At 50.7% G+C, this 18,485-nt stretch carries 18 protein-coding genes and 2 pseudogenes; 4 read left to right on the forward strand and 16 right to left on the reverse strand.

Features of this window, described 5'->3' with window-relative positions:
- The 3 genes from IEW70_RS05930 (at position 1) to IEW70_RS05940 (ending at position 2,577) form a co-directional block, all read left to right on the forward strand.
- Entirely contained in the window at positions 1-1,164 is a 1,164-nt protein-coding gene (locus IEW70_RS05930; RefSeq protein WP_188646997.1) for a CapA family protein, read from the forward strand.
- 183 nt (positions 1,165-1,347) lie between these two features.
- Positions 1,348-1,920 carry a DUF2087 domain-containing protein gene (locus tag IEW70_RS05935; RefSeq protein ID WP_188646998.1) on the forward strand — a complete coding sequence of 191 codons (573 nt, stop codon included), beginning with the start codon at positions 1,348-1,350 and terminating at the stop codon, positions 1,918-1,920.
- Between the two features lie 183 nt (positions 1,921-2,103).
- The gene (locus IEW70_RS05940) at positions 2,104-2,577 is read left to right on the forward strand and encodes a FixH family protein (RefSeq protein WP_188646999.1); all 474 of its coding nucleotides are present in this window, start codon (positions 2,104-2,106) and stop codon (positions 2,575-2,577) included.
- A gap of 52 nt (positions 2,578-2,629) precedes the next feature.
- Here IEW70_RS05940 and IEW70_RS05945 read toward each other — a convergent pair whose 3' ends face one another.
- From IEW70_RS05945 to IEW70_RS05955, 3 genes are all read right to left on the reverse strand, one after another.
- The gene (locus tag IEW70_RS05945; RefSeq protein ID WP_188647000.1) at positions 2,630-3,769 is read right to left on the reverse strand and encodes a Gfo/Idh/MocA family protein; all 1,140 of its coding nucleotides are present in this window, start codon (positions 3,767-3,769) and stop codon (positions 2,630-2,632) included.
- A gap of 56 nt (positions 3,770-3,825) precedes the next feature.
- On the reverse strand, positions 3,826-4,893 hold the full coding sequence (locus tag IEW70_RS05950; protein WP_188647001.1) for a Gfo/Idh/MocA family protein: 1,068 nt from the start codon (positions 4,891-4,893) through the stop codon (positions 3,826-3,828).
- A gap of 343 nt (positions 4,894-5,236) precedes the next feature.
- On the reverse strand, positions 5,237-5,425 hold the full coding sequence (locus IEW70_RS05955) for a hypothetical protein (protein WP_188647002.1): 189 nt from the start codon (positions 5,423-5,425) through the stop codon (positions 5,237-5,239).
- A 115-nt stretch (positions 5,426-5,540) separates the two neighbouring features.
- On the opposite strand from IEW70_RS05955, the gene IEW70_RS05960 reads away from it, so the two are divergent.
- The gene (locus IEW70_RS05960; protein WP_229751842.1) at positions 5,541-5,954 is read left to right on the forward strand and encodes a YkvA family protein; all 414 of its coding nucleotides are present in this window, start codon (positions 5,541-5,543) and stop codon (positions 5,952-5,954) included.
- 356 nt (positions 5,955-6,310) lie between these two features.
- On the opposite strand, the gene IEW70_RS05965 is transcribed toward IEW70_RS05960, so the two are convergent.
- The 13 genes and pseudogenes from IEW70_RS05965 to IEW70_RS06025 all read right to left on the reverse strand — a co-directional run bounded on the left by IEW70_RS05965 (position 6,311) and on the right by IEW70_RS06025 (position 18,315).
- Positions 6,311-7,264, reverse strand: coding sequence for a PDR/VanB family oxidoreductase (locus IEW70_RS05965; RefSeq protein WP_188647003.1), 954 nt, complete (start codon positions 7,262-7,264; stop codon positions 6,311-6,313).
- Positions 7,261-7,779: a dimethylamine monooxygenase subunit DmmA family protein gene (locus IEW70_RS05970; protein ID WP_188647004.1), complete on the reverse strand. Its 519-nt coding sequence runs from the start codon at positions 7,777-7,779 to the stop codon at positions 7,261-7,263. The genes IEW70_RS05965 and IEW70_RS05970 overlap by 4 nt, the downstream gene beginning before the upstream one ends.
- Entirely contained in the window at positions 7,763-8,734 is a 972-nt protein-coding gene (locus tag IEW70_RS05975; RefSeq protein ID WP_188647005.1) for a heme-dependent oxidative N-demethylase family protein, read from the reverse strand. Before IEW70_RS05975 ends, IEW70_RS05970 begins: the two co-directional genes overlap by 17 nt.
- Before the next feature lie 184 nt (positions 8,735-8,918).
- Entirely contained in the window at positions 8,919-10,184 is a 1,266-nt protein-coding gene (locus IEW70_RS05980; RefSeq protein WP_188647006.1) for a Gfo/Idh/MocA family protein, read from the reverse strand.
- Positions 10,147-10,449 (reverse strand): hypothetical protein, encoded by a 303-nt coding sequence (locus tag IEW70_RS05985; protein ID WP_188647007.1) that lies wholly within the window; start codon positions 10,447-10,449, stop codon positions 10,147-10,149. Before IEW70_RS05985 ends, IEW70_RS05980 begins: the two co-directional genes overlap by 38 nt.
- A gap of 47 nt (positions 10,450-10,496) precedes the next feature.
- Positions 10,497-11,495 (reverse strand): MBL fold metallo-hydrolase, encoded by a 999-nt coding sequence (locus IEW70_RS05990; protein ID WP_229751843.1) that lies wholly within the window; start codon positions 11,493-11,495, stop codon positions 10,497-10,499.
- Between the two features lie 100 nt (positions 11,496-11,595).
- Positions 11,596-12,285 (reverse strand): annotated as a pseudogene (locus IEW70_RS05995) (acyl-CoA dehydrogenase family protein); the annotation flags it as partial.
- Positions 12,185-12,598, reverse strand: coding sequence for an ABC transporter permease subunit (locus tag IEW70_RS06000; protein ID WP_188647008.1), 414 nt, complete (start codon positions 12,596-12,598; stop codon positions 12,185-12,187). The pseudogene IEW70_RS05995 and the gene IEW70_RS06000, both read right to left, overlap by 101 nt.
- Positions 12,586-13,460, reverse strand: a pseudogene (locus IEW70_RS06005) (branched-chain amino acid ABC transporter permease). Before IEW70_RS06005 ends, IEW70_RS06000 begins: the two are co-directional and overlap by 13 nt.
- Positions 13,461-13,768: 308 nt before the next feature.
- Positions 13,769-15,520, reverse strand: coding sequence for an AMP-binding protein (locus IEW70_RS06010; protein WP_188647009.1), 1,752 nt, complete (start codon positions 15,518-15,520; stop codon positions 13,769-13,771).
- Positions 15,521-15,650: 130 nt separating this feature from the next.
- A complete protein-coding gene (locus IEW70_RS06015; RefSeq protein WP_188647010.1) occupies positions 15,651-16,631 on the reverse strand; it encodes an NADPH:quinone oxidoreductase family protein in 981 nt (326 codons plus the stop codon).
- Between the two features lie 20 nt (positions 16,632-16,651).
- Positions 16,652-17,407, reverse strand: a complete 756-nt coding sequence (locus tag IEW70_RS06020; RefSeq protein WP_188647011.1) for an SDR family NAD(P)-dependent oxidoreductase — start codon at positions 17,405-17,407, stop codon at positions 16,652-16,654.
- Between the two features lie 338 nt (positions 17,408-17,745).
- A complete protein-coding gene (locus tag IEW70_RS06025; RefSeq protein WP_308423134.1) occupies positions 17,746-18,315 on the reverse strand; it encodes a TetR/AcrR family transcriptional regulator in 570 nt (189 codons plus the stop codon).
- Between the last annotated feature and the right edge of the window lie 170 nt (positions 18,316-18,485).

Here is an 18,485-nt window from a genome sequence, read left to right on the forward strand (position 1 = left end):
GTGACTAATTCCAGATCCATCCTTTCTGCTTTTGCACTCATCCTCTTCCTTGCGGGTTCACAGTTGCAGGCGATGGAATCCGAACCCGCACAGCTGTCTTCCGGCAACCGTATTCAGCAACAGCAAAAAGCACCCGCACCGATTCGTCTGCGCATTGCTGCCGTAGGTGACATCATGATGCATGACAGGCAAATCCGAGCCGGAGATGGTGTCCACCGGTATGACGCCTTTTTCCGGCACATCCGCCCATACTTGGAACAAGCGGATCTTACCCTCGGCAACCTAGAAACCACCCTAGCCCCTGCCCCGCCCTATACCGGGTACCCGAAGTTCCGCTCACCGGCTGCCTATGCCGATGCGCTGAAACATGCCGGATTCGATCTTCTTTCCACTGCCAATAACCATGCCATGGACGGCGGAATATCCGGTGTCCGGCATACATGGCAAGAACTGAGCCGACGGGGGATCCACCCGGTTGGAACAGCACCGAAGAGGCAACAGCAAACACCCGTTATCGTAGACAAATCAGGCATTCGCTTTTCCTTTTCCGCTTACACCTACGGGACCAATGGAATTCCGGTACCCGGTAACAAGAAATACCTGGTGAACAGGATCGATTTCAACCATATTCAGAGGGACATCCGAGAAAGCAAAAGGAAAGGCGCTGACTTTATCGTCGTTCAATTCCATTTCGGCAAGGAGTATGCCCGCACGCCTTCCCAAGAGCAAAAAGATATCGCCAACAAAACGCTGAAGGCCGGAGCGGATGTGGTGCTTGGGAGCCACCCCCATGTATTGCAGCCCCTTCAAACCATCAATCACAACGGCAAGACCAAGCTGATTGCCTACTCATTGGGCAACTTTATCTCCGATCAGCAGAAGCCCTACACCAATGACGGAGCCGTGCTGTATCTGGACATCGTAAAAAAGGGAAAGGAAACCAGGCTAAACGGCGTTTCTTTCCTGCCGACCTTCACATACAAATACCTGAAAGCGGGAAACAAGCAGTTTTCCATTCTCCCCCTCCAAGGGAGTAAAGAAACCATTGAAGCCCGGCTTCCCTCCCGCCACGGCATCAACAAAGCCGCCATGGACCGATCCCGCGGCAACACCCTGGAAGTACTCAATCGGTATCAGGAGGTTCCCATTTTTCAAGAAAAGTAAGCCGAATAGGGCTTCAAAAGAGTATTCTCTGCTTACCTTGCCATATCTTTTGCAGATATGTGCTTTGCATTTTTTATCGAAAGAGGTTTGTATTACAAACTTGTTTACTTATTTTCATTTGACCCCGCTTTCAGATTAGATGATAATCTAATTAGTTATTTATCGAATTAGAGGGGGAACGAAATGCAACTGGATCGCTTAGTCTCTTTTCATAAAGCCCTTGCCGACCCGACACGTGTACGCATCCTGGCGTTGCTCGCCCGCTCGCCCCTCCATGGCCAGGCTTTAGCAGGAAAGCTGGGGGTAAAACCACCGACCATCACCCACCACATGAGTAAATTGCGGGAAGCCGGGCTGGTTAAGGAAAAGAGAGAGAAAAACACGATTTACTTTCATTTGGAAAAAACGGCCCTTCAGCGTAAAGCCGTCGCAATCCTGGAATACGTCGAGAGGGAGAGTCCGATGAAAGAGTCTTCGCAAGAATGGGAAATTGTGCGTCACTTCTTCACACCGCAAGGACAGCTGAAACATCTCCCTGCACAACGAAAAAAACGGTGGATGGTGCTCAAATACTTGATGCGGGAATTCCCGCCCGGAGAAACTTACACAGAACAAACCATCAATGAGCGATTAAAAAAATACCACGAAGATGTCGCCACTTTGCGTCGGGAACTCATCATTCACCACTTCATGTACCGGGAAAAAGGTATCTACCAGCCCAATCCGCCCGAGTTGTGGTCTGAAATGCCAGGATAAAGGAGCTGACTTCCATGTTTCTTTTACACACATCCCGCTTCATCATTCGGGAAGCGGATGAGAGAGACCTGACCGATTTGCTGCCCGTCTATCTCTCCAACCCCGACTACGTGAATATAACAGAAGGGTCTGCCAACCGTCCCGGCCACTATGATTTAGCCATGCTGCAGAGGAGCGATCGATGTGTACGGGACCAAAACCATTCGTATGCTGCTTTTATCCTTGACGGCTTTCACTGTACTCGCCTTTTCATCCGCCTGTTCGCCGGATCAAGAGCAGCAGAAAGAACCCTCACAGACGCAACCGAAAACAAACCAGCATCATGAACATGCTTCCGATCATCATGCGCATCATGGCGAACATGCCCATTCCGTGGAAATCAACATACAGACGCCGGATTCAACGACCGCAGGAAAAAATACTCAGTGGAGCGCCCAAGTGAAGCAGGAAGGGAAACCGCTGAAAGACGCAAATGTCCAGTTTGAATTTTGGAAAGATAACCAAACCAAGCACACCTATATCGACGCGAAAGAAACGGATGCAGGAATCTACGCGTCTAACCTTCGCTTCCCCTCCGCAGGAAACTATCACGTCAAACTGCACGTGGAGAAAGATCACATCCATGATCACCACGAGATCTCTGTTGAAGTGAAGTAAGTACACAGAAACCCGCCGTAACCCGCCGTAAACACGGCGGGTTTGTTCTAGCTCATTTCCCCCCTTCTATCGAGACCCATTGCCGGGTCTGATGACTTTGCAGGATCGCCTCGATGATCTTCATGATTGCGTGTCCATCAGAAAAGGAAGCTACTTCCTGGCTTGATTCTCCTCGTACTGCGGCATAAAAGTTGGCAATCAGGTTTTTCAATCCATCGGGCCAGCCTTCTTCATGTCCACCCGGATAATGGGCCATCTCTGCCGCTTCCGCCCGCAATAATGCCGGATCCCGCATCAGGACGCGGTTGGCCTCATCTCGTTTCCCCATCCACAGCTGGTTGGGTCGCTCCTGATCCCAGGCGAAGGTCCCGTGTTGTCCGGCGATCTCGAAGTGGAGCTTGTTCTTGCGGCCGGCACTCACTTGCGAAACAGTAAAAACCCCGGTCGCTCCATTGGAAAAGTGCACCAGTACATGGCCGCAATCCTCAGTATCGATATCCACTGCCTCACTCTGCTCCATCTCCTTGGAAGAAGAGAAAGTGGACGCATCCTCCTGCGGCCGATAGCGTACAGGATGAACGGTTTTCAGATCGGCAAACACTTCAGTGATTTTTTGGCCGAGCACATACTGGACCGTATCACACCAGTGGGATCCGATATCCGCAATCGCCCGGGAAGCTCCTCCCTGTTCCCGGCTGAGACGCCAGTTGTAATCCGTGTCATAGAGTAGCCAGTCTTGCAGATAGCCGCCGTGAACCAAATGCACCTTTCCGATCTCGTTTGCCCGGATACTCTCTTTCATCTGACGCACCAGTGGATAATGGCGGTAGTTGAAGCAAACTCCCGCCGCCACTCCCGCGCGTTCCGCCAATGCTGCCAGCTCCGCTGTTTCTTCACTAGTCATGGCCAAGGGCTTTTCCGATAACAGCGGTTTCCCCCCTTCCAATACCGCTCGATTCACAACAAAATGGCGGTCGTTGGGGGTGCAATTGTGCACTGCATCCACATCTTGATCAGCGATTAACTCTTGCACACCGTCTAGGGCTTTTGGAATGCCGAACTTCCGGGCAAACGCTTCCGCCCGCTCTTTGGACCGAGAAACCACCGAAACCACCTCAAGGCCCGGAATGCGACGAATCGCTTCCACATGGGCACGTGCTGAGAAACCGGTTCCAACAATACCGATCTTCATGAAAACAACCTCCTTTCGTAGATGAAAAAAAGGACCAGAGTCAACCCCCTCGAAAGTTATCCACGAGACGGCTTGAAGGCGCTCACCTTTACCGGCTCTCCCTCTTCCGCTGATCGGTACAGGGCTTCAATGATTTGCTGCAAAATTACCCCCTGTTCCGGCGTGCACAAAGAAGGCTGGGCTTGTCCCTGGCACGCTTTCACAAACCGATGGACTACATTTTTATGGGCATTCGTTTCCGGCAAATACGCCGGGGTGACATCGATCAATGCTCCATGCTTCTCTTGATACAGGCGAAGGGGAAAAACATCGGCACCGCCCTGCTCTCCCATCAGAGAAACGTTCATTTCGTCATCTTTCTGCACATTCGCTGCAAAAGCCGACTCCAGCAGAATAGAGGCTCCGTTTTCGAAGGTAATCATCCCGCGTGCCATGTCTTCAACGGAATAATTTTGCCAGTCCCACTCCCCGAACAGACCGACCCCTTTTCGATTGCCCAGTTTTTGATACGTCACTCCAAACACCGTCGTCGGCTGGGGATACCCCATCAGATACAAAGCCGTATCCAGCATATGCACCCCGATATCGATCAGGGGCCCTCCGCCCTGCAACTCCTTGTTGGTAAAAACACCCCAACCCGGAATGCCCCGGCGGCGCACCGCATGAACACGGGAAGCATATACTTTCCCCAGCTCTCCCTCGTCGACAAACCGTTTCAACGTGGACACTTCGCTGCTCTGACGATAATGTAGGCCGAAGGTCAAAAGCTTTCCTGTTCGGCGTGCTGTGTCTCTCATCTCCTCCGCTTCCGCGGTTGTCATCGCCGGCGGCTTTTCACACAGTACATGGCAGCCCGCCTCCAGCGCCGCCAACGTCGCCGGTGCGTGAAACTTATTCGGGGTACAGACGCTCACTGCATCCAAATCTTCGTGAGCCAACATCTCCCGGTAATCCGTGTATACACGGGGAATCTGAAATTCTTCCGCTGCCGCTTGTGCTTTCGCTTCATGGATGTCTGCCACTGCAACAATCTCTGCTTCTTCGCATTGTTGATAGTTGGGCATATGCACCTGGGTGGCAATTCCGCCAGCTCCAATCACGCCCACTCTCAGCTTTGTACCCATCGGTTTCATCCTCTCGTATAAACACTTGCCTTCAGTTTGAAGTTTTCGATTTTTACGTTAGCAGGAACCTGGTCGTTCTTCAAGAGCAAAAATAAAAAACCAGCCCTCCCTGTGGCTGGTTGTGTTACGGTCTTATGATGCCCGGCCATCATTTTTACCAGAAATAAGCGATGTTTTCTTCCTGTTCATCTCCGCCTACCACAACTTGCGAAGCAGATGTTCTTCCCGTGTCTGCGGCGGTTTGTTAATCGCCAAGGTATCGGAGGCTGTTTTGGCCACATGCAAAATCCTTCAGGATCTGCTCCTTCGTTTCTTCGGGCATCTGGTCCACTCGGGAAGGTTTTCACGCAAACCGGTACTTGTACAGCTGATACCACTCTTCCCAGCTGATTACCTGCGGCACATCGGTATCCGCATCGTATAATTGCAAATCACCCATGAAAAAGTTCTTGTCCACACTGACCAAATTCCACCGTTGACTCGATTCCTGATAGACAAACCACCACTCCAAGTGAGACATCATCCCTTCCATCAGAAACCCTCCAAACGACAAAGGCATCGGCAATCTCCATTGTTTCCACGCAGGTAGAATATATACCTGGCCCTTCACTCCCTGTATCTCATGTATAATGTGGAACGAATGCTGCATGAAAGGAACCATGGAGATGAAAGCCTTGCAAAGATGGGCCAGAAAGATGAAGCGGGAAGTGTTTGCCTTATACTTTGCCTGTCAGGATCCCCGGACACCCTTTTGGGCCAAAGCCGTGACAGTGGTTGTAGTGGCGTATGCCTTCAGCCCGGTGGATCTTATCCCGGACTTTATCCCCTTGTTGGGGTATCTCGATGATTTGATATTGATTCCTCTCGGAATTGCACTTGCTATCCGGATGATCCCTGAACCTGTATTAGAGGACAGCAGGCGGAAAGCTTATTCACAGCTCGCGAAAAAGCCGCGGAATTGGATTGCGGGGGTCCTTATTCTTCTCGTCTGGATATTGGGCATCCTTGCCCTTCTCTACATTGTCTATCAGCAGCTGGCTCATGAACACCCCACTTTATAGTTACTCAAACCCCTTTTCGGGTGGAAAGAGCAACCAATACCGGGTATAATCGAACGTATGAGCGGTGCTCATCCCACGGGTAGTGGGTTCGTTCCTTGTAAACTCCATGGTATGGGGTTCCAGTAGCGAACCAATCTCTCCTACTGGGTAAAACCATGAGAGTAAGATAGAGGAACTAGCGTACTGGTAATACCACGGGCACTTCCGTTGGTCGCAGGTACGCCGCCCATGTGGGTACATTTCTAACGGCATGGGATGGGCTGATGAGACAGCCCTGAACTTGGGAGTTGTCCGAAACAGAAAAGGACTGAGGGCGCTAACTACCCAAGAATCCCACGGCTTCAGCGTGTGGAGTCTCAAAAATCCAACACCAACTTTGTCGAGGTGCTTCGAGAGACACAGCTTACGATTTTCGTCTTCTTCTCTTCGTCGCTGAGAATCACATCCCGGTGCTTCACCTCTCCTGCAGCCACCCCAACGGCACAGGTACCGCACCGCCCCATCCGGCAAGCAAAGGGGACCTCCACACCGGAATTCAGCAACACCTCCAATAATGTTTTCTCTGCCGGCACCTGAAGCGTTTTCCCGCTGTGACGCAATTCCACCTCAAAGGGTTTCGCATCTTCTACTGCCGGAGGGATAAAAAGCTCGTAGTGAATACTTTTTTGCGGGTATCCGTATGAGATAGCTGCTTTTCTGTATGCTTCCACCATGGCAGCCGGTCCGCAGAAATAGACATGGGTGCCGACAGACTGATCCTTCATCACATCCGGCCGCATGCGCTTTCCTTCCTGTGAAAAATAAAAGCGGCAACACCCTTTATACCTGCTTTGGATCTCATCATAAAAAGCACACTGCTCTCGGGTGGGAGCCGCATAGTGCAGCTCAAACGTCTCTCCTCTCTCTTCCGCATCCGCCATCATGGGAAGAAAGGGAGTAATTCCGATACCCGCTGCAAAAAACACATGATGCCTCGCCCGGTGACTCATGGGAAAATGATTTTGCGGCCAGCTGATCGTTACCTTCTGTCCCTTCCGGACTTGATGGTGCCAAAAAACGGAACCTCCTAGGGAATTTTTCTGCAACCGAATGGCGATCTGGTAAACCGCCCTGATGTGAGGGTCCCCGCATAAAGAATAGGGCCGCTGCCATACCTGTTCACCGACCCCTACACGGGTGAGAATATGGGCTCCGCCGCTGAACCGGGGCAGCTCCCTGCCATCCGCAGGCGCAAGGGTGAAACGCTTGACTCGGGGGGTTACCTGCTCAATCTCCTTCACCACTGTTTGAATAGGGGTACCGTGAATCATCTACTCTCCCCTCCGTCCGAACAAGGCAACTGAATATATCCATAATAAGCATCATGAAGGCGGGAATAGTGGGAGCTCACCTCTAACTGCATCCCGCAATGAGCACATTGGACAGCGTCTTCTTTTCCGATGGTTTGGATATGGTGACAGTGTGCGCAAAACAACCGCTGCTCTTCTGCCCCGTAACACACGATCTGCATCTCTTCTTCGGTAAATCCCGCTTTTACTGCCATTGCCGTCCATTCCTTGATTCTTTGCGGTGTTCCGGCAAGATACAAATAGGTACCGATTTTCTGGCGGGCGAATAAATCGGCAATCTCCTTCTTCTCCCCAGCATCGATCAAACTATAAGCGGCTCCTCTATTCTTTACCTCCCTTAAAAGCTCATCAACCGCTTCCAAATTCGTCTCTTCCGCTAAAATGATAGATTTGCGCCGGTTGGGTACAAATGTAAATTTTCGCCTTTTTGTTTGTATTACAAACTTGTTTACGATTTTCTCATTGTCTGATTTCATTCTTCTCCTCTTTCTCCCCCTCCATTTGTTTATGCAAATACGCGAACAAGGGTTGTTTATAAGGTGTGATTCCTTTATAATCGGCGATCTCATCCGGCAACTGAGTTACCACCTGTGTAAAACGGTGCAGCCATTCCCGTTGTCGGACCAGCTGTTTCAGCGGTAGCATATGGGTATGAATGGTAAACAAGATTCCTTGTGTTCCGGGAAGGCGAAACAACTTCTGAACTTCCACCCGCAAATGAATCAGTGAACCCGCATTGTCCACGGTCACCCGATGCCGATGGATTCCCCATTCGTGATACGTCTCGGGAAAGGTATCCAGAAAGTTTCCTGCGGTTAATGACCAATTGTTTCGCATCCAAGGTCTGCCGGCTTCCATGTGAAGGAGGAACGTTCGAATCTTATCTGCGGCTCCTCTTTCAAAAAAACCTGGAATCGGTTCGTGAATTTCATGAAACGTCATTCCCAGCTTGAATACCAGGGACCAATTACCAGGGAAACACAATTGCCCCGCTTCCAAAAACAACTCCGCATCTCTTTGCATCATCAGGATGAGATCTTCCTGAACATGCCGTCCGACAAAATCCAAAGGCTCAAACGGAAGTGAGGCGGCATCACCAAATACAAACCGCTCTTCCTCACCCGTCAGCTGATTGATGAAAGTCCAATTATCTTTTTCTTTATGCAGCAGGAACTCCTTTGGATAAGCAGCGGTTAAATGATGCAGTACCAATTCCACTACTTCCCACTGGGCCTCCTCAGTGTGGGAAAGGGACTGGTAACAACGCGAATGGGCCTTATTCAGTAAACGGCGTTTCAGATGAATCTCATGTTGATACGCTGGTGTCACCTCGATGCTGTACGGCGGCTGAAGCGGTATGGAATTGTTGGCATAATAATCGTATGTACCTTTTTTGAACGGAAAAGGAAAACGCGAAAGTGCGTCGTTCATCCAACCCTTCCTTTCCAAAAAGATTTCACTGAAAAGTGTAACATGGGTCAACTCGGTTGTGATCCACAATCAAAAGGAGCCCTGAAGGACTCCTTTACCCCTTACGTATGTTGGAACAAATATCGGTCAATCCGCCGTTTTTATCTCCGATGATGCCGGAAATGCGTGGGGGTTTCTCTCAATCTTATTGGATGTGCATCACCTGACTATAATATTCTTGCAGTTCGATGGATTTCCCTTTGTTCAGGCGAGATTCCTCTGCCGCGAAAGCCATCAAATGGCTTTGTACAGATGCTTTCGCAGAGGTGAGGCTTTCGGTTCCGTTATAGTGACGGACCTCATGCAGAAACTGACGAATGGCTCCAAAGTCTCCTCCCCCGTGACTGTCCACCGGAGAATGTACACGAACTTCGCTTTGTTGCTGAGTCAGGAAATCGTAAACCGTGAAACAGTTTTTGATGAGATCCCCACGGATTTCCCCTTTGGTTCCCATGATTTGTACAATCCGGGTGATGTCATGAGTGAACCCGCACATGCTCAACATGGCCGTTGCTCCACTGGAAAACTCCATGTTCACCACCTGATGATCCACGACATCATTGTCGCTTCGATACACACACCGACCATAAGGACCTGTACGAAGGGCTTTTAAAATGCCTTCTTCCGAAAAGTCTTCCGTTATTTTTTGGGCCCACTTCTTTCCTTCACCCAAATAGAATCGGGGAGCGTAATAGGGACACTGTTGTTCTGCAAGGCAGCCCTCCAGACAACGTTTGGGAGCGCCTGCCGGTGCATTTTCCTCATGGAAGTGCATCAACGAACCGTACGAGCTAACCCGTTCGCAGGGGAAACCAACCAGCCATGCGAGGATATCCAGATCATGACAAGACTTCGCCAAAATCATGGGACTGGAGAGATCTTTACGTCTCCAATTGCCCCGGACGAAACTATGGGCAAAATGATAAAACCCCACATTTTCATTCAGCTGGATGGATACGACATCCCCGATGTTTCCTCCGTCGATCACCCGCTTGATTCCTGACCAGAACGCAGTATATCGCAGGACATGACAGATGGTAAGCAGCCGCCCCTTTTTTCTTGCCTTTTGCTCCATCCGAATACATTCCTGCGGATTTGGAGACATCGGCTTCTCCAATAACACATGATACCCCTTCTCCAGGGCGCGCATAGTAGGTTCATAGTGCAACTGATCCTGGGTCGTGATAATGGCTACATCCGCCATTTTTGACTGTTGAAGCAGGTCATCCCAGTCAGCGTAACACTGGGTAACCTTCAGTCCATAGAGTTCTGCAAACTGCTTTCTCCGTTCTTCGTTGGGATCCGCTACACCCACGATTCCCAGTTCGTGTGGAAATTGAAGGGCATACGGGGCATATGCCCGGGTGCCCCGGTCACCCGCTCCCAATACAATCGCCTTCACCTGTTTCAATGAACTCCCTCCTCCTGACTCGTCTGATCGTTTTTCCCAATTCCTCCGCAACAATCGGGCCACCAACGGTATTGACCACATTTACCATGTAATCCCTCTTCTCGTTTTTTAGAATGGAGTTTTCTTCACTTACCACGCTGCCCCGGGCGGGGCAATGCATCCCGTCGGAGACACTGCCATACCCCTCCTTCTTTACCGGATCCGAACCAACCACTTCCCCGAAAGTGATCCCGATACAATATGTATGCTTCAGATTTGCGGGCACTGCCTTTAGCCCGCTGTGAAGGCAGGGACGAGACTTCCGTAGGTGGTTCAGCTTTTTTGATCCCGTCCATCAGCCGAGTAGCAATAGACACCGTTTACTTCCGTCACTTCCACTTCTCCCATCGATTCGAGCAAATCGAGATGGCCGAGCGTCTCCGACAATACCAGCGCCAGTTCACGTTCGTACTTGGAGGGAAACAATCTTTTGCAAATGTCGAAGCCCGAAAGCGGACCCGATTTCAAAACAGCGCGAATCGCGGAAGCCCGTTCATCCTGCTCATGCAACCGTCGGTTAATCAGTGGATTGACATGAGCCACCTCTTCCCCGTGACCGGGGAGCACACGCGATAATTTCAGAGGAAGCAATTTTGTGAGGGACTCCCGGTACTGGAGCAACGTCTTCGGGCGCTCCGCTTCCCCCGGGTACGGGGCCTCGGTGATCGCGTTGGAGGAGATGTGTGCGAGTAGGTGATCGCCGCCGATCAACAATCGGTCGCGTTCGCGGTAAAGGACTATGTGGCTTTGTGCATGTCCCGGCGTCTCTATCACCTGCCAGCCCGCCATGCCCCGCAGATGGTCGCCGTCTTTCAACACCACGTCCAGACTAGTTTGACAGCCATATCGGTAAATGCTGTCAAACATCTTTTCCAAATAGGGAAAAAACCGTTCCTCTATACCGAAGGCTCGATACAGTTTCGCAAAAAAGGCCCGCCCATTTTCAAAAAAGGCGGGGTTCCGGCTGATCCACGGCTCGTTCCGCCAATGTCCCAGCACTTTAATGTCGCTCTCCTGCGCAAGGTAGTCCAAAAGTCCCGCATGGTCCACGTGGTGGTGCGTTAATACAACCTGATCGATATCCGCCGGAACGTACCCGGCATCTTTCAGTTGATGTTTAAATACGGCCCACGCCTCTTCCGATTTCGGCCCGGCATCAATCAATGTCAACAAATCGTCTTCGATGAGATAAACATTGACCGGTCCAACGGGGAAGGGCGTGGGAACTTTAAAGGTAATAATATCCCGAGCCCTTTGCAAGTAGCTTTTCAAATCTTCACCTCCCTTTTAGTAGGTAGTCATTCATTTTTTATACCGGATGAGCTGGACAAGCATCGCATCCCCCTCTCATCACCGATCAGCCGGCATCATATTAGATGAAATCCCCCAGTTTGACATGACCTTTCAGAAGGTTCCTGGCGATAATCATCCTCTGGATTTCGTCGGTACCGTCATAAATCCGCCACAGCCGCGCTTCCCGGTACCAACGTTCAATAGGCAGTTCTTTCGTATACCCCATTCCCCCATGGATTTGCAGCACCCGGTCTACGACGCGATTTCCCATGTTCGCCCCGAATAACTTGGCCATGGAAGCCAGGTGTCGGTTGTCCTCTCCTTGATCCAATATCCACGCCGCATGGAAGACCAACCACTTTGCCGCTTCGATCTCAACGGCCGAATCGGCGATTTGCCATTGGATCGCCTGTCTTTCCGCCAGCGGTTGCCCGAAGGTAATCCTCTGCTTGGAATAATCGATCGCCATCTGCAGCAACCGTTCCGCGCTGCCTACTGCCCGGGCACCAACCATCCACCGGTGAAATCCGATCCACTCCAACCCGAGTCGGTACCCGCCATGCAGTTCCCCCAATATGTTCTCTTCCGGCACGCGGACATTGTCGAAAATGAGAGAAGCCGGACCCCATTCTCCCATCGTGTGAATGTATTCCGACCTCCATCCCATATCACGATCGACGAGAAAACACGTCACCCCTCCGTGACCCTTTTTCTCTTTGTCCGTGACAGCAAAAACCATGGCGAAGTCTGCTTCGTTTCCGTTGGTGATGCACCAATCCGATAAGCCAGCCGATCAGCGCGGGAAGCACAAGCGCTGCCGCAAAGGCGAGCCAAAAATCCCAACCAGCTTTCACGGTCAACAGGCCGAGTGTGTAAGCGCCAATGGCAAAAAAACCGACATGGGCAAGGGATAAAGAGCCTGTGTAACCGACGTTCATGTTGTATCCGTATATGCTAATGGCCCAAATAAACGCCAGCGTAATGACGTGCAGTACATACTGGTTCTGCACAATCAACGGCAGTAGCAACGCGATGATCAAAACGAGAACCACGCCGTTTCTTTTGTTGATCACTGAATCCATCCGTGTACCCTCCCCGGAAACAAGCCCGTCGGTTTGACAGTCAGGATGATCACTAGCAGCGCGAAGGCGATCATGTCTTTATAATCACCGGAGACATAAGTAGCGCCAAAACTCTCCGCCAACCCTAAAATATACCCCCCAGAATGGCCCCCGGTATACTCCCCATCCCACCGATAATGATGATGACAAATGCTTTCATGATCACGAGATTGCCCATCGCCGGAAAAATGAGGGTGATCGGGGAGGCCAGCGATGCGGCCGCCGCTGCCATGGCCCCCGAGATGGCAAAGGTCAAGACGGCGATCACGTTTGCGTTGATCCCGACCAAGTAGGCTCCTTCCCGGTTTTGCGCCATGGCGATAATCGCCGCACCGATCATCGTTTTCCGCAGGAACCAATGAAGGATCGTCATGATCACGACGGCGGCAATCAGAATCAGCAGCCTCTGTTCGGTCACCGTCAGCCCGAAAATATTGACGACTTCATCATAAGACGTTTCCATTCGGCGGTAATCGGCCCCCCACAAAACCTGTGCGAGCGCTTCCAAAAACAACAAAATACCGACGGCCGCGATCATATGTTGCAGAGGCGAAGCATTCCGAAGCGGGTGGTAGACAAGCCGTTCAGCAAGGGTCGCCAGCATCGCGATCACGAGAATGGAAACGAACATGGCGATCCAGTAATGGACCCCAAAAATCGTCATCACCGTGAGCGCAACGTAAGCACCGATCATATAAAAGGCACCATGGGCGAAGTTGGGTATGTGCAACACGCCAAACACCATGGTCAAACCCAATGCCACAAGAGTGTAGACACTCCCTGTCGACAAGCCGTTTAACAGCTGTTGCAAAAACAACTCCACGCTTCATCCCCTCCTCCTGTATCGCCGAATCCCCAGTCACATAGGATTGAATCTTTCAAAAATATATTGCAATGACGATGCCAAGCCACAGCCGCCGCAAGGTGACTTTTTTATCCCAACCCGGAAAAATTCAGATTAGACTTACCAGGATCAAAAGCCCTGAGTAGAGGCGCTCTATATAGGAGTCAAAGTTGTATGATTTAAGTCTTTATTGCATCGAAGTTTAAGCCGGATTCTCCTATTTTTCCATCACCGCAGCCAATATTCCGGCAACAACCACTCCTTACATAACCGCCCCGGACACCTTATCAGACAAGACCAGATCTCCCCTCTTTTACGCTTGGCAATGGTTGACTAAGATCTATAAACCAGTTGTTTTTCAACTCTTCTTTCTTCACTTTACCGGTTGCCGTCAACGGCAGCTCTTCGATGATTTGAATCACCGGCACCTTGTAGCCGGCCATGTTTTCGCGACACCATTTTTCCAGATCGACTTCACTCAGTTTGCCTTTATAACCCGAAACCAATTGGACAAAAGCCACCGGTTCCTCTCCTTTTTCCGGATGGGATCGCCCGACGACACCGCAAGCTTCGATCGCCTCATGCCCGCAAATCAGAGCCTCGATTTCGGCAGGAAAGACACTCATACCTTTCACTTTCAACATCTCCTTCTTTCGGCCCAGAAAGTGCAAGAATCCCTCCTCGTCAAGGACACCGAGATCCCCTGTGTATAGCCAGCCGTCTCTCAACGCCCGCTCCGATTCGGGTTTGTTCCAATAAAACTTAAATAGTGAAGGCGTCCGGATCGCGATTTCCCCTTCTTCTCCCAGGGGAACCAGGTCGTCAGTCTCGAAATCCACGATTTTCAATTCGGTTTCAGGCATCGGTAAGCCGCAAAAAACCGGGCGGCTTTTAAGATCCCTGTCATTTTCTTGGAGACCGGTGGTAAACGTATCGACGGTGTGGGTCTCCGTCATGCCGTAAGCGGCTTCGCGCATGATACTGCCGGTCAGCTCCCGCCAACGGCGTCGATACTCCGGATTCAGCTTTTTAATAAAGGAACTGACGGTCGTGCTTCTGAGGGAATGCAGATTGTATTTGTCCACATCGGGATGCTCCATCAGTTCGACGAAGTTATCGACGATCCCGCAGGTAAACGTGGGACGGTAGCGATCAATCGCTTCCAGCATGGATTGAGCGTGCCAACGCGCCAGTAAAATGTGCGTGGTACCGCTGAACACCGGTACAATCACACCGGTGTCTTCACCCGCTATCCAGAAAATGGGCCAATAAACCAACCCCATATCATCGGGAGTGATATTCAATCCAAAGGTAGTCGTAGTCGCCGCCGTATAAATCATATCCCGTTGCGTATGGGCACAACCTTTTGGAAACCCGGTCGTTCCGCTGGTGTAGTTGAGAGCGACGACATCGTCGAGACCGACGTCCATCCTCGGGTAACCCGAGTCTTGTTCAGCGAGGAGGGACAGCAAGTCCATCGTATCGGGACAGGGGGTTTTCGGGGACAAAAGGGATTCATGTACCGTAAAAGCCGGCTCTTCCGGCAAATAATCGGCGAAATGGGTAGTCAAGACCACGCTCAGGTGCGTCCACTCCTTGACGGATTGAACAATAGGAAACAACTGATCCAGTGTGACAATCACCTTTGCCTCCGTGTCGTTCAGTTCGTAAAGTAACTCCTGCGCTTTAAACATCGGATTGACAGGTACCAGAATACAGCCCAGCTTGAGGACACCGTAAAAGACGATGTGATATTGAGGACAGTTGGGGAGAAAGACCGCCACCCGGTCTCCCTTTTTCAAGCCTCTGTCGTACAAAAAAGCCGCAAACCGATCACTTAAATCATCCAACTCCTGAAAGGTCAGCTCAGCCCCGTAGTAAATAATGCACGGCTTATCGGGGTTTATCTGCGCCCATTTTCGCAAATATTCCGTCAACTGGACTTCTCCAAAGGGATAATGAGGCTCTTTCGGCAGTTCGGAAGGCCAATTTTTTTCCCACAACTGGCGGAGCTGTTTAAGGTATTGTTGTTCCTTCAACACACTTCACCCCTCAGGCAAATTTGACAGACCCCGGTCCGTCCGTGGGAAGGTCCGTCAAAAGGATCGGGCGCAATCACCCCCACTGATTGAAATGGATACCCCAACAACCCTCTCGCAAGTGACCCGTCTACGGTTTGACGATCAGTTTTCCCCATGTCTTTCGATCCGCCAATAGGTCCAGGGCTTGCGGCAGTTCCTCAAAAGGAAACTCCTTATATAGAACAGGGCGGATGGCACCTTGTTCGTACAAGGCCATCAGCTCGCGATGGGCTTCCACCACCCGTTCCGGCATCAGCCGGCGGAATAATCCCCAATGAACCCCGACCACGGAATAATTCTTGACCAGCACGTGGTTCGTCGGAGCATCCGCGATGCGGCCCCCGGCGAAGCCGATGACGAGCAGCCGCCCTTCAAATGCGATACATTTTCGGGAACGATCGAAGGTATCACCACCAACCGGATCAAAAATCACATGGGCTCCGCGGCCCTCCGTGAGCTCCTTCACGATCTGTACAAAATCCTCTGCACGATAATCGATGGCCACCTCGGCACCCAGTTCTTTGCAAATATTCACTTTTTCCGGACCCCCCGCGGTGGCGATCACCCGCGCCCCGGCCGCCAATCCCAATTGAATCGCGGCAGACCCCACTCCTCCGGCCCCGGCGTGGACCAACAGCACTTGGCCGGGCTGTATTCCGGCGCATCGATGCAGAGCATAGTAAGCGGTCTGGTAGGTGATAAACATCGACGCAGCCTCATTCCAGGATAACGAGTCCGGAATGGGATAGACAGATTCCTCCGGTACAGAGACCCATTCTGCGAGACCTCCGCGCGGCAATGGCGGCGTGGCCAGCACCCGCTGCCCCGCTTTCAGAGAAACACCCTCACCAACCGCGGTAATCGTTCCGGAGATCTCCGCCCCGGGTGTAAACGGCAGCGGCGGCTTCTCCTGATACTTACCTTGGCACTGCAAGATATCAAAAAAATTGAGAGCAACAGCTTCAACTTTGATCAATACTTCTCCCGCACCCGGGCTTGGTTTGGACAACTCCACCAGATGTAAGGCCTTATTCGGGTCACCCAGTTCTTTCACCTGCCATGCCCGCATCATATTTCCCCCTTTACTTTTTAACGCTTGAATGAAGACGCTCCGTCATCCACGCAAAAAACATGGCCGTTCAAAAAAGAAGCTTCGTCGCTGGCCAGAAAGGCCGCCACATTGGCCACTTCCTCCGGTGTACCCGCCTTGCCTCTCATCTGCGCCCGTTCAATCTTGTGCCAAAGATCCGGATTATTTCTCAACCCACTTACAATGCCGGTTTCGATCAGACCGGGTGCAATCCCGACCACCCGGATGTTAAAGCGGGCCAAATCAAGGGCAGCTGATTTTGTCATCATGATCACCGCCCCTTTGCTGGCGTGGTAGGGAAAATGTTTGCGATCGGCAATCAATCCATAGATGGAGGCTGTGTTGATGATTACGCCTCCGTTCTCTTTCATCGCGTTTCCCGCGGTCTTTATCCCGTAAAATACCCCATGTTGATTCACCGCCACCGTCCGGTGATATTCTTCAACCGGCATCTCATGGACAGAATATCGTTCACCTACGACACCTGCATTGTTGAACATGATATCCAATTTCCCGTAAAGTTCCAGTGTCTGCTGGACAAGCGATTCAACGCTTTCATAGGAGGAGGTGTCAACGACGATGTAATCAGCTTCCCCTCCCTGTTTTTTAATAGCGGTGGCTGTATCTGCTCCCGATTCGGGATTGACATCCGCAACCACCACCCTTGCCCCTTCACGGGCAAATTTTTGCGCAGCCGCACGGCCAATCCCGCTTCCGCCCCCGGTTACAATCGCCACTTTGTTCGCCAACCTCATCTCCATCCCCCGTTTCATTCATCCCAAAAATCCAATCACTTCGACATCAGTCCGCTCCTCCTACTGCATGGAGACTGTTCTGCTAATTCCCGTGCGGGGAAGTTACGTCCCATCGGAGTATCCTTCGGAACATGGCTCATCGGTTTTACATACCAACCGGTTAGTATCTATTTCTTATTATATTTCAATTTATAAGTATATTCAAACTATTTTTGCCCACTGGTCGAAATGAAAACAAGGGTTGCGATTAACAGGCTGACACACTGTAATCCGGAGGAAAAAGTAGAAGTCATGTTAAAGCCGGGTGATGCCCGGCTTTAACATGATCCCCATCTGCATTAACTCGAAATTCCATTCAATAGGGTCTCCATATACGTCTTAACCAGTTCTTCATCGGTGACGGGACCGTTTGGATCGAACCAATTGTAACTCCAATTGCACATTCCTAGAATGGCAAAGGTGACGAGGTCCGCCCGTAAATCCTTCCGAAATTCGCCGCTTTCAATCCCCGATTCGATGATCTTTTGCATGTTCAGCCGAAACATCTTTCTCTTTTGCTTCACCATCGAAACGCTCTCCGGTTTCAGGTGCATCATCTCCCTATGAAAAACTCTTGCGGGGCGGCCGGTTACTTTGATTTGCGTAATCAACAGTTTAACGGTTTCAAATAATTTGGTTTTATAATTCATATCCGAATTTCCGATAATCTGTTCCTGGAGTTTTAAGAGATCATCGATATACGTCAAATGAATGTCCTTTAACAATTGTTCTTTTGAATCAAAGTAATAGTAAAAAGTCCCTTTTGTGACACCCAGCGCTTCCACTATATCCTGAATCGATGTTTCGCTGAACCCTTTCATTTCAAATAATTGAATACTCTGTTCCACAATCTTCTTTTTCACATTCACCCAACATACCCCTTCCTCCTCAAAACAGCCCATCCACCTGATACTGATTCAGAATAATAAACAGTACAGATCCAGTCATCTGGACTAATTATTATATAGAAATTCGTTGGGAAAAAAATTCGCATGGACATCAATCCCTGTAAAAGAGAAAATCACCAAAAAGTGAGAGA

It is taken from the genome of Marinithermofilum abyssi, from assembly GCF_014641195.1.
Taxonomy (GTDB): domain Bacteria; phylum Bacillota; class Bacilli; order Thermoactinomycetales; family DSM-45169; genus Marinithermofilum; species Marinithermofilum abyssi.

What these genes read in the sequence shown, in the direction of transcription:
- IEW70_RS05935 (WP_188646998.1), top strand. Translation starts at nt 1,348, where the DNA reads ATGCAACTGGATCGCTTAGTCTCTTTTCATAAAGCCCTTGCCGACCCG.
- IEW70_RS05945 (WP_188647000.1), bottom strand. Translation starts at nt 3,769, where the DNA reads ATGAAGATCGGTATTGTTGGAACCGGTTTCTCAGCACGTGCCCATGTG.
- IEW70_RS05950 (WP_188647001.1), bottom strand. Translation starts at nt 4,893, where the DNA reads ATGGGTACAAAGCTGAGAGTGGGCGTGATTGGAGCTGGCGGAATTGCC.
- IEW70_RS05955 (WP_188647002.1), bottom strand. Translation starts at nt 5,425, where the DNA reads ATGGAAGGGATGATGTCTCACTTGGAGTGGTGGTTTGTCTATCAGGAA.
- IEW70_RS05960 (WP_229751842.1), top strand. Translation starts at nt 5,541, where the DNA reads ATGAAAGGAACCATGGAGATGAAAGCCTTGCAAAGATGGGCCAGAAAG.
- IEW70_RS05965 (WP_188647003.1), bottom strand. Translation starts at nt 7,264, where the DNA reads ATGATTCACGGTACCCCTATTCAAACAGTGGTGAAGGAGATTGAGCAG.
- IEW70_RS05970 (WP_188647004.1), bottom strand. Translation starts at nt 7,779, where the DNA reads ATGAAATCAGACAATGAGAAAATCGTAAACAAGTTTGTAATACAAACA.
- IEW70_RS05975 (WP_188647005.1), bottom strand. Translation starts at nt 8,734, where the DNA reads ATGAACGACGCACTTTCGCGTTTTCCTTTTCCGTTCAAAAAAGGTACA.
- IEW70_RS06000 (WP_188647008.1), bottom strand. Translation starts at nt 12,598, where the DNA reads ATGGATTCAGTGATCAACAAAAGAAACGGCGTGGTTCTCGTTTTGATC.
- IEW70_RS06015 (WP_188647010.1), bottom strand. Translation starts at nt 16,631, where the DNA reads ATGCGGGCATGGCAGGTGAAAGAACTGGGTGACCCGAATAAGGCCTTA.
- IEW70_RS06020 (WP_188647011.1), bottom strand. Translation starts at nt 17,407, where the DNA reads ATGAGGTTGGCGAACAAAGTGGCGATTGTAACCGGGGGCGGAAGCGGG.